This window comes from Myroides albus (assembly GCF_024722315.1).
GTDB classification, from domain to species: domain Bacteria; phylum Bacteroidota; class Bacteroidia; order Flavobacteriales; family Flavobacteriaceae; genus Flavobacterium; species Flavobacterium album_A.
In genome coordinates this window covers 3,164,863-3,176,463 of record NZ_CP102754.1, presented here as the reverse complement: position 1 = coordinate 3,176,463, position 11,601 = coordinate 3,164,863, and the positions used below count along the sequence as shown (strand labels likewise).

The window sequence follows — 11,601 nt, the reverse complement described above, 5'->3', positions numbered from 1 at the left end:
AAAAAGATTGACGATGATTCTTTGATATTTGTAAATTTAAAAAATACTATTTACTTAAAAAAGCGACTGTGCCAACTTTCGCTCGCTGGAACCTCCCAAAATTCTCTGTATTCTCCAAGGTCGTTAACTAAGTTATTAAAAACGATTGTGTTAGCAGATACAGCTTTTGACTTAACTAATTGTTTAAATTCAATTAATGTTTTAAATGCGATAAAATCTCCTGTCTTATATGTAACATTCATTTTATCTAATAAATCCACATTATACTTTGCTTCAAACTCTTGAATTACGCGCACTGAAGCATCAATAGAGCATCCAGAAGCAGCGTGCATATCTTGATCAACAGCCAAGATAATAAAGCGATTGTATTTTACTTCAAAAGAAGCAGTCAAAGGAGTAGCATGAGCCACCCATTCCTCTACAAAAGCTTGTAGTGTTTTTTCAATTTCTTGGACTTCTTCATCCGAGAATTTGCGATTTGATTGATATATCCAGATTCGAGAATGATCTGGCATTTGATCTATTGGAGTGTACATAATGTTATAAATCTTCTGCGTTCGCAATTAATTCAGCCACGTCTAATACTTTCACTTGGCTTTCTTTTTCTTTGAATTTCACTCCATCAGTTAACATGGTATTGCAGAAAGGACAACCTGCTGCGATAATTTCAGCATTAGTCCCGATAGCTTCTTCTGTACGTTCAACGTGTACCTCTTTGTCTCCGTGCTCAGGCTCTTTGAAGAGCTGTGCTCCACCTGCTCCACAACAAAAACCATTAGCTCTTGAGCGCTTCATCTCTACAAGTTCTGCATCTAACTTCTCAATTAACTGACGTGGTGCTTCGTATACTTGGTTTGCACGTCCCAAATAACAAGGATCGTGAAACGTGATTCTCTTTCCTTTGAACTGCCCACCTTCAATAGTTAATCTTCCCTCATCAAGCAATGATTTAAGAAACTCTGTATGGTGAACAACTTCGTATTTCCCTCCTAAATCAGGATATTCATTTTTAAGCGTATTAAAACAGTGAGGACAAGCAGTAACAATCTTCTTTACTTCATATCCGTCAAGTACTTGGATATTCATCATAGCTTGCATTTGAAAAGCAAACTCATTACCTGCTCTTTTTGCAGGATCTCCTGTACAACCTTCTTCTGTTCCCAAAACAGCGAATGATACATTCGCTTTATTTAATATTTTGACAAATGCTTTTGTTATCTTCTTAGCTCTATCATCAAAACTACCTGAACATCCTACCCAGAATAGTACTTCAGGAGTTTCTCCACGAGCCATCATTTCAGCCATTGTAGGCACTACTAAATTTTGTGACATAATATTTGCTGTATATTGTAACAATCAGTTGATAGACTGATTATAATTGTTAGTTGATTAATTTTCGTCTTTCCAGTTTAAGCGATCCATCTGGTTATATTGCCAAGGAGCACCATTGTTTTCAATATTTTGCATCATATTGTTCAACTCAATTGGCGCAGCACTTTGCTCCATAACTAAAAAGCGTCTCATATCCATAATGATAGACAACGGACTAATATCAATCGGACATTCCTCAACACATGCATTACACGTGTTACAAGCCCACAATTCTTCAGCAGTAATATAGTCGTTTAATAAAGTTTTTCCGTCATCTACAAACTTACCTCCATTAGCGTCTAATATCTTACTCACGTCTTCAAGACGATCTCGTGTAGACATCATAATTTTACGAGGAGATAGTTTTTTACCTGTCGTATTTTGTGGACATGATGAAGTACATCTACCACACTCCGTACAAGAATATGCATTCAACAGCTGTACCCAGTTTAAATCCATTACATCTTGTGCACCAAATTTCTCTGGTTCACCTTGTGGTTCAGCAGGAGCAGCAAAAGGATCAGCGTTTGGATCCATCATAAGTTTCACCTCATTTTTCACCGACTCTAAGTTGTTAAACTCACCTTGTGGTTTTAAATTGGCAAAATACGTATTAGGGAAAGCAAGGAAGATATGAAGGTGTTTCGAGTAGTATAGATAGTTCATAAAGAACATCACTCCTATTATATGTGCCCACCAAGCAAAACGATCTACAAATGCAACCGTTTCGTTATTCATACCTTCAAATAAAGGAGCGATAAATCCAGAAATTGGAAATGATCCAGCCTGTACATAGTGACCGTAATTTTGCGTTTGCAAATAATAGTCAGCCGCATTCATAATTAAGAAAAAGCACATTAAAACACTTTCAATATAAATAATATTGTTAGCATCTCTCTTTGCCCATCCCTCCATTTCTGGTTGATTAAAACGCTTCAACTTGATAATATTTCTGCGAATCCAAAATACTACTACCCCAAAAATAACAAGGAAAGCAAGTATTTCAAATATTCCAATCAATACATCATATGTACCTCCTAAGAATTTGAATGCTCTATGGGTTCCAAACAAACCATCTACGATGATTTCTAACATTTCGATATTAATAATAACGAAACCTGCGTAGACAAAAATATGTAAGATAGCTGGGATTGGTCTTTTCACCATTTTGGACTGCCCTAAGGCTACGCGAATCATATTGCGCCATCTCTCTTTCGGATTGTCTGAACGGTTTATATCTCGACCCAACTTAATGTTGCGTATTAGTTTCTTTATGTTTTTAATAAAGAATCCAAATCCAGCAACCAATAATAATAAAAATAATACTTGGCCTAAATACTGCATAATGGTAATAATTGTTTCAGTAAATTGTTAGTTTTTTAATTGTTTAATTTAGTTATTGTTTGCTTGGCTTTCGTTTGTTTGATTGTCTTGATTTTCTTTCACTTCTTCAGTCGCTTGATAAGGTGTCGCTTTCTTACCGAACAAAGAGAAGTGTACGTATCGTTTAGGATTTTCTTTCAAATCGCGCATTAATTGTTCCAATTCTTTCGAAGCTCCTTCTAAGTTTTTGTACAATTGCTCGTCTTTAAGCAACATTCCAACAGAACCTTTTCCTGATTGAATGTCTGCTAATAATTTGTCGATATTTCCTGTTGCATTGTCTAATTTACTAAAGGTAGATTGAATATCCAAAGAATTAAGCTCTGTAGATAAATCTGCAAAGTTAGAACTCATCTTATTCATATTCTTCATCGTACCATCTAACTGAGGTCCAGCAGTAGCTAACATGCGGTTTGCTCCAGCCAAAGTACCTTGCAATTCAACAACAGATTGTTTTAAGTTTGCTTGCATTTGCTCATCCATAATACTGTTTACAGCAACAAGCATTTGATTTGCATTTTCTAAGACCAACTCTACTTTTGCTTTCAAAGGTTCTATTTCACCTAATAACTTATCTGTCATCTCTGGTACAACTTCTCCTTTTAGATAGTCATTCTTTTGAGCGTAGTCTGTATCGCCAAACTTTGGATTTATAGCAATTGCCTTTCCTCCTATAAGACTTGGAGAATAAATAGCAGCAGTGCTGGATTTAGAAATTTGAATAGGATTGGTCATTAAAAGTTCTACAACCAATTTACCTGAGTTTTGATCAATGGAAATCTTAGATACCTTTCCTACAACTAACCCGTTTATGGTAACATTAGATGATGTGGTAATTCCTTCAACATTCTCATATTCTACGTAATACTTAGTACTGTTATCGAATACATTTTTTCCTTTCAAGAAAGAGTATCCCCATATAAATAAAGCAATGGCACCTAATACTAATATAGCCGTTTTAATTTCTCTAGATATTTTCAAAATTTTCTTATTTTATAAGTGGCAAAAATAAACTTTTATTTTCAAAGCGTTCAATATTATTTTAGCGCTTCTTCAAGAGTGATGATTTTACCATTTTTAAAAGGTACTATAAAAGAGCTACTATGCCCCTTATCTTTAGCTTCTTTTAACAGCTTTTCAGCTTCGTCATAACTCGATGTTTCAGAGTAGTAATACTTATTTAAGTTCCCTGACTTAATCATTGTCACATTCTTTAACCCCTTAAAATTCTGTGGTTTTAGAGCTAATACGCGTGTACTTGCAGCAATCTGTACTTTAAAAACTACTCCCTTAGAAACTTTGGTAACAGTTACCGTTTTTTTCTCTTTCGCTGGTGTAGTCTTTTTCACTTCTTTAGACTGATTCTCTTTTACGGTTACCGACGAAGAAACACCATTAGAGTAATAAGCTTTCTTATACTGTATAATCCCTGTAGCGATAGATTCAGCTAATTCTTTCTGCCCTTTTTTAGAAGACAAATAGGCTCCTTCTTCCTTATTAGAGACAAAGCCAAGTTCGATTAATACACTCGGCATAAAAGCGCCATGCAATACCCAAAACGGCCCTTGCTTAACCCCTCTATTCTTTCTCTTTAAATCATTGGTAAAGCTATCTTGAACACGACTGGCTAAATCAATACTCTGGTGAATATAATCCTCCTGTATCAATGTCAACCCAATAATAGATTCTGGCGACTTAGGATCAAACCCTGCATATTGTGTTTTATAATCATCCTCCAACATAATTACCGAGTTCTCTGTCTTGGCAACATCCAAATTTGACTTATTCTTACTCAAACCCATTACATAGGTTTCAGTACCGTAAGCTGCATTGCTATTCACACCATTACAGTGAATAGAGACAAATACATTACCATTAGAATTATTTGCCATAACCGAACGCTCCTTCACAGCGACAAATACATCCGAATCACGGGTATATACAACTTCGATATCACTTTCCTTCTTAAGTATCTTCCCCACCTCTAAGGCAACTGCTAATACGATATCCTTTTCGACATTCTTACCGTGATTTGTTCCCGAGTCCTTTCCTCCATGACCCGGATCAAGTACAACTCTGAATTTCGAATTGCTTTGCGCCAACACGCTCACTGATAAAAATAACAAGGTCAGTAAAGTAAACAGTTTTGAGTGACTGTATTTCATAAAAAAGTTCTTTATTATTACTTATAATTTGAATTAAATTACATTTTTCAGAAAAAATATATGTAAGTTTGACACGCTAAAATTAACGAATCAAGCTTTTACAAAAATAGCATATATAATAGATTTGCGAACAAATATTTTCAATATCGTTTTAGTTTTATTTCTATACAGTGCATTTTCATCTTACCATGTTACTGCACAAGAGTTTGGAAAGAAACGCACTGTAATACCAAACAACAATTTGAGTGACACTATAGCTTCGAACAAAGATACTATAGTACCTAAGCTATTACCTATAGCGAAGGATTCAACTCAAATTACAAAAGATTCTTTGCCAAACAATAAAAATACGGCAGAACAAAAACCTAAGTCTTTTTTAGAAAACATCGTTGATAGAAAAGCGAAAGGTTACGAGAAACTTGACCAAAGAAGTCATGAAATCACACTTTATGACGAGGCCGAGATAAATTACCAAGACTTTAACCTAAAAGCAGGTAAAATCGTATTCAACTACGATAAAAGCGAAATCTATGCTGGAGGGATCAAAGATAGCTTAGGTGTTCTTTCACAATATCCTATTTTTACGCAAGCAGGACAAGTGGTAGAGCCAGATTCTATCCGCTATAATACAAAAACACATAAAGCTTTAGTTTTTCAATCGAGAACATCACAAGGAGAATTTAACATCAAAGCTGAAGTAACAAAGAAGGAGAATGACTCTACCTACTTTATGGCTGATGTTATCTTCACAACTGCAAAAGACTTAGGCAATCCAGAATATTACTTTAAGAGTAAGAAAATTAAGTTAGTACCAGGTAAGAAAGTAGTTACAGGTCCTACCAATATGGTTATTGCTGATGTACCTACTCCACTGGGACTTCCTTTTGCCTTTTTCCCTATGAGTGAAAAAGCTGCATCTGGATTTATCATCCCAAGTGTGGGAGATACCAATCAACAAGGATACTACCTTCAAAATGGAGGATACTATTTTGCTGTTAGCGACAATTTAGACTTAACCCTACAAGGAGATTACTATACCAATGGTAGTTGGGGATTAAGAGGTAATAGCCAATATGCCAAGAGATACAAATACAATGGACGCGTTTTAGTTCGCTATGAAAACAATATCTTTAGTGAACGTGGACTTCCTGATTATATGTCGTCTAAACTTTACAATATACAGTGGAATCACACTCAAGATGCAAAAGCTAATCCAAATTCGAGATTCTCTGCATCGGTAAACATGGGTAGTAGTCAATACTTTAGACAGACAAACAACACCTATAACGTTGGAGCTTCGTTAAACAATACAATGAGCTCATCTATTAGTTATTCTAAAACATTTGAGAGTGTCCCACAAGTTAACATGTCTTTGACTGCAACGCACTCACAATCAACAAATACAAAACAAGTTAATATGACACTACCTACCTTAAACGTTAGTGTAGACCGTGTCTTCCCATTTGCTCCAAAATACGGTGCAAAAAAGGGAATTATCAAGAACTTGAACTTTTCATATAACGTTAGAGGGGAAAACAGAGTGAGAATTCACGAGGACAATTTCTTTAAACAAGAAATGTTTGACAGTTTAAATACCGGATTCCAACACAGTATTCCTATTTCTACCAACTTTAAATTATTCAAATACTTCTCGGTTACAGCTGGTGCAACCTACAACGAGGTGTGGTATATGAATACGATAAAAAAAGAGTATAACCCTCAGACAAACAAAGTAGAAGATGTGCGTGTTAATGGCTTTGATAGCTTTAGAACTTATAACTTCAACACGAATATTGGTACAACCATTTACGGTACTTTCAACTTTAACAAAGACGGAAGAATCCAAGCTATTAGACACGTAATGCGTCCAAGTGTTGGATACTCATACACACCGAGTTTTGAGCAGTACTACGACACTTACGCCATCGATGCCACTGGTCAAACCATGCAAGACTACACCAGATTCCAAGGAGGGCTATTTGGCGCACCTGGTAGACAGAACTCAAATATGTTAAACTTCAACTTGAGCAACACATTTGAGGCTAAAATGAGAGATGACGAAAACGAAAAAGGAGAGCCTAAAAAAGTTATGCTTTTAAATAGTTTGAATTTTTCTACAAGTTATAATATGTCCGCAGATTCATTAAAATGGTCACCTGTACGCGTGAGCGCTGGGACTGCCATTTTTAAAGATAAAATGCAAATTAACTTCAATGCCACTTTAGACCCGTATGCTCTGGATAACAACAACAGACGTATTGATAAATTCAATATTGATAACGGAGGTAGTTTATTTAGACTTACAAGTGCTAATATGACTGTAAACTGGTCGATGTCAAGCAACGACCCTTGGTTTGGAGGATCTGCAGACAATAAAAACCAAAACTCTATTGACAATGGTGGACGTGGAGATGATTTGTTTGGACGCACAATGGAGTTAGGAGACAACAGACAGAGTATGTTCAACAACGACAATGACAAAGGCGACGATCCTTTTGCCGGTTTCTTTAATGCAAAATTACCATGGGACTTAACCTTTGCCTACTCATTGACCTACAGCAATGCTCAAAGACAGAACGAAATTGTCAACAACTCGGTCATGGTATCTGGAAATATTGATTTAACACCTAAGTGGAAAGTTGGATTCTCCAGTGGTTATGACTTCGTGCAAAAAGGAGTTACCTTCACTCAACTTCGATTCGAAAGAGACCTACTGAGTTGGCGTATGGACTTTAGCTGGGTTCCTATTGGAAGCTACACAAGTTGGGGATTCTTTATCGGAATTCGCTCATCTATGTTAAGTGACGTGAAATGGGAGAAACGAAAAGCTCCAGATAAGAGATATAGATAATTGGATATTAAAAAAGATAAACTCATGAAAAAAATAATAAACTCAGATAAAGCACCTGCACCTATTGGACCATACAATCACTCTGTAATGGTTGGTGATTTATTGTTTATCTCTGGTCAAATCCCTTTTAACCAAGCTACAGAAACGCTGGTTACAACGGGAATAGAGGACGAAACTAAGCAAGTCTTATTCAATTTGGAAGCTATTTTAGCTGCTTCAAATATGACTTTCGAAAATGTGGTAAAAGCAACTATTTTTTTAACTGATATGAATGATTTTTCTAAGGTAAATGAAATTTATGGAAGTTACTTTACTGCGGCTACTGCTCCTGCAAGAGAATGTATTCAAGTGGTAAAATTACCAAGAGGTGTTAATGTTGAAATCTCAATGATTGCTTCGAAGTAATTTGACATTTTAAAATATATAAAAAAAGCCAATGTGATTCACATTGGCTTTTTTATTGTTGTTAACCGAAGCTTTTTCGATATAATTTACTTCGCTGTAAATTTTAATTTCACATCGTTAAACACAGCTGCAGCATTGATCACAGTACGATACTCTTGCCAGTACTTTTTATCAATCTCTACAAAATCATAGATTTCTATACAATCAATACTCAAAATATCGTCTTTTACTTTATAACTCGATTTAAACTCCCCTACAATCTTTCCATCAACTTTCAATTTCTCGTGAATATTCAAATCTTTTAAGTTTTCAACCTTATACCCTTTTGGTAGTTGGACTGTAATTGTGCGTTTATAATCAACAGCTGTAGTTAATTCAATTGGCCAGAGTCGTTCTTCTTCTGCTTCAAGCCTAACTTGATCGCCAATTAACTTCCCAACTTTAAAAATATAAGCACCTTCTGTTTGCTCAAACAAGTGATCTGCTTTGTAATTCACATTAAAGACAAATGGCTTTATAGCATAATCATCAAAAGAGGTATTCTTTACATCTATATTAAAATCAGTCGCATCATTAGAATATGCTTTAGCAAGGAAATTTTTAAAATCAGCTATGGTATTAGAATTGAGTAACAAAAAGTACTTTTGGAAATCAATACCTCTTTCTCCTGATATACTATGTTGCGTTTTTACGCTAACTTGATTCAAATTTCTCAAATCTACTTCTGCCTTAAAAACGTCTTTTGTTTCAAAAGTATTCAAGCTTAATTGTTTATTGTCATAAGCTATCGTTTCCATTCCAGCAAACTCTCTTGTTGTAACAAATAAACCTTGATTATGGTGATAAGCAGTATTGGAAAGCGGGATAAAATACTCGTAAGAGAATGGATCCATATATGCATCTAAACTTGGAAAGTAAAACAAAGCATCTGTAAAGTTTAAACGCGTTGGAAAACTCGCATCATATACTTGTTGATTTTTCTTTGTTGTAAGAACTAATTCATACTTTACCCCAAGATTCTTAAACATCACATCATAAAGCCTTAAAACATCAGTTAAATGCCCTGTATGCTCCGAAATTACCCTGTCTAAAGTTTTTAATTCCTCTGGAGAAATTACCACACTCGATTTAATAGCAAACTCAATATTTCTCAAGCTCAACATAAGGTTATCCGATTTCCTTACTTTCTTATAAAAATCGTTAGCTACGCTTAACTCTTGATTGCTAAGTGGACGATTGCGTTTAGCTAAGAAATCATCAACGAAAAACTTGTAGTTAAAGAAATCTTTCTCTACTCCACCGTAAATACCATCTACTTTATAACGAAGAAATTTGATGTTCTTTATAAGATTAGTATACTCATCATTTGATATCATTGCTTCAAGATTATTGTGCTCAACTACATATGAAGACTTTCCATTGTAGGCTTCTTCATTATACACAGGAGTATTAAGCCCATTATAGGCTTTCATCTTAATAATAATGTTATCAGGATAGATCAGTTCAAACTTACTCTTTATAACCGGTACATCACTTTGCAATTTAACATCCACACCATCGATAACACCATCTTCCGACCAAATGCCAACATATTCAACTACACTCCCCTTCTCCATGCCTTCTACATCAAAGTAGTGAATGACAAATCCCGCTTGTTCATTGGTAAATTCTTTAATGCTATCATTGCTAAAATTAACTACCTGTCCATTAGGTTTGATTATACGCAATTTCTGCTTTACCGTATGCTCGTCTTTTGGATCACGCGCTAGTACCTTCTGAAAAGCTGCCGCACTCGAGTCACTTGCCACATATTGTTGATAGTGAACTAAGTTAAAGCTGGTTACCATATCATTCAACCCACCAACTTTTAACTCTACTTTTTGGTCATATAACAATAAACCACCTTCATCGGAAAGTGCCTCTATATCAGATTTAGAAACTTCAGTGAAGTCGGCTTTTTCAAACTCAAACTCTTGAGAGAAAACAGCACTATACCCCAATAAGAAAACGAACAATAGTATCTTTTTCATATATACGATTTAATTATTTATAAGCTGTAAAAACCAAATTTACAAAAATAAGCACTCTTAGGCCTGTAAGGAATCGAATAATTACCCTTCCTACCTTTAAAATAAGCAATAAAAAAAGCACCTTTCTTTTAAAGGTGCTATTATTGATCTTGTTTTACGCTATTTCACTTCACTATCAATGGCCTGTAAAAGCATTTGTGCAGTAGCTACGTTAGTTGCCAAAGGCACATTGTGAACATCGCATACGCGCAATAACATATTGATATCTGGTTCGTGTGGATGTTTGCCAAGTGGATCTTTAAAGAATAAAACCATTGCCGTTTTACCTTCTGCCACTCTTCCTGCAATCTGAGCATCCCCTCCAAGAGGACCTGACAACATGCGTTTAACTTCAAAACCAACATCTTGAGCCATACTCCCAGTTGTACCAGTAGCTATCAGGCTAATTCCCTCTTTAGAGAGAATAGCTTTGTTCTTTTTAATAAACTCAAGCATCTCCTTTTTCTTAGCATCATGTGCTACTATAGCTATTTCCATAATTCTATTATTTATGATAATCTATTAACCCATCTAAAGGTTTCTGAATAATACGACCTAAAGCAATGCCTTCTTCCTGTAATATTTCCACAAGTTCATCCTGAAGAAAGTACGCAACAGAACCAACAAAACTAACAGGACATTCCAAATACTCAGGATAATTTTTAATATAATTATCTACAAAGAACTTAATCTGTTCTCTAATCAACTTCTTAAAGTACTCATGTTCTTTATGCTCTATTAAAAACGGTAGAAAAGAAGCCATATAGGCATTGGGGTTCTCCTTCTTGTAAAAGTTGTATTTCACAACATCTGCATCAATATCATATTTAGCAGAAAAAGCTATTGCCAAATCAACTGGCATCATCTTTAAGAAATAAGACTTTATCAAAATTCTTCCAAATGCACTTCCACTACAATCATCCATTGCCATATACCCAAGTGACTGTATCCTCTGGTGAGCTTTTTCCCCATCAAAATAGGTTACATTAGAACCCGTCCCATTAATGCAGACAATCCCTTTTTCGCCTTTTTTTACAGTTGCATATATAGCAGCAAAGGTATCTTCGTGAATGTGAATACTTTTGCAATTGTCAAAATACTCCTCAAAAAACCTTTTTACAATACTTCTTGTTCTATCTGATCCACATCCTGAGCCATAAAAATAAAGTTCTTTAACCTCGTTCTTATTTCTCCTAATATCGGGAATAGTATTAACGCGGGTAAAGAACTCATCTAAAGTAATAACTTCGGGATTAAGTCCAAGACTGGTTACCGAAGTTATTAAATTCTTATTTTGGTCAAAGAAGATCCAATCAGCCTTAGTAGAACCACTATCGACTATAATCTTCATTGTTTT

Annotated in this window: 10 protein-coding genes; 2 read left to right on the top strand and 8 right to left on the bottom strand. The window is 35.2% G+C overall.

Annotated features, from left to right (window positions below):
- Positions 1-50 precede the first annotated feature (50 nt).
- From NWE55_RS14135 to NWE55_RS14115, 5 genes are read right to left on the bottom strand one after another with little or no spacing between them, the layout of a single operon-like run.
- On the bottom strand, positions 51-536 hold the full coding sequence (locus tag NWE55_RS14135) for an ABC transporter ATPase (protein WP_155091674.1): 486 nt from the start codon (positions 534-536) through the stop codon (positions 51-53).
- A 4-nt stretch (positions 537-540) separates the two neighbouring features.
- Positions 541-1,332, bottom strand: coding sequence for a (Fe-S)-binding protein (locus NWE55_RS14130; protein WP_160339901.1), 792 nt, complete (start codon positions 1,330-1,332; stop codon positions 541-543).
- A gap of 57 nt (positions 1,333-1,389) precedes the next feature.
- A complete protein-coding gene (locus tag NWE55_RS14125) occupies positions 1,390-2,715 on the bottom strand; it encodes a 4Fe-4S dicluster domain-containing protein (RefSeq protein ID WP_160339902.1) in 1,326 nt (441 codons plus the stop codon).
- 48 nt (positions 2,716-2,763) lie between these two features.
- Positions 2,764-3,735, bottom strand: a complete 972-nt coding sequence (locus tag NWE55_RS14120) for an MlaD family protein (RefSeq protein WP_160339903.1) — start codon at positions 3,733-3,735, stop codon at positions 2,764-2,766.
- Between the two features lie 56 nt (positions 3,736-3,791).
- Positions 3,792-4,919 carry an N-acetylmuramoyl-L-alanine amidase family protein gene (locus NWE55_RS14115; RefSeq protein ID WP_155091670.1) on the bottom strand — a complete coding sequence of 376 codons (1,128 nt, stop codon included), beginning with the start codon at positions 4,917-4,919 and terminating at the stop codon, positions 3,792-3,794.
- 124 nt (positions 4,920-5,043) lie between these two features.
- On the opposite strand from NWE55_RS14115, the gene NWE55_RS14110 reads away from it, so the two are divergent.
- Positions 5,044-7,770, top strand: a complete 2,727-nt coding sequence (locus NWE55_RS14110) for a putative LPS assembly protein LptD (protein ID WP_258204283.1) — start codon at positions 5,044-5,046, stop codon at positions 7,768-7,770.
- Between the two features lie 24 nt (positions 7,771-7,794).
- Positions 7,795-8,175 carry a Rid family detoxifying hydrolase gene (locus NWE55_RS14105; RefSeq protein WP_155091668.1) on the top strand — a complete coding sequence of 127 codons (381 nt, stop codon included), beginning with the start codon at positions 7,795-7,797 and terminating at the stop codon, positions 8,173-8,175.
- Positions 8,176-8,261: 86 nt separating this feature from the next.
- Here the strand turns inward: NWE55_RS14105 and NWE55_RS14100 are convergent, their stop codons facing one another.
- From NWE55_RS14100 to NWE55_RS14090, 3 genes are all read right to left on the bottom strand, one after another.
- Positions 8,262-10,205, bottom strand: a complete 1,944-nt coding sequence (locus tag NWE55_RS14100) for a DUF3857 domain-containing protein (protein ID WP_155091667.1) — start codon at positions 10,203-10,205, stop codon at positions 8,262-8,264.
- Positions 10,206-10,364: 159 nt separating this feature from the next.
- Complete coding sequence (locus NWE55_RS14095) at positions 10,365-10,742, bottom strand: methylglyoxal synthase (protein WP_155091666.1); 378 nt, start codon at positions 10,740-10,742, stop codon at positions 10,365-10,367.
- 7 nt (positions 10,743-10,749) lie between these two features.
- Positions 10,750-11,595, bottom strand: coding sequence for a BadF/BadG/BcrA/BcrD ATPase family protein (locus NWE55_RS14090; RefSeq protein WP_155091665.1), 846 nt, complete (start codon positions 11,593-11,595; stop codon positions 10,750-10,752).
- Positions 11,596-11,601: the final 6 nt, after the last annotated feature.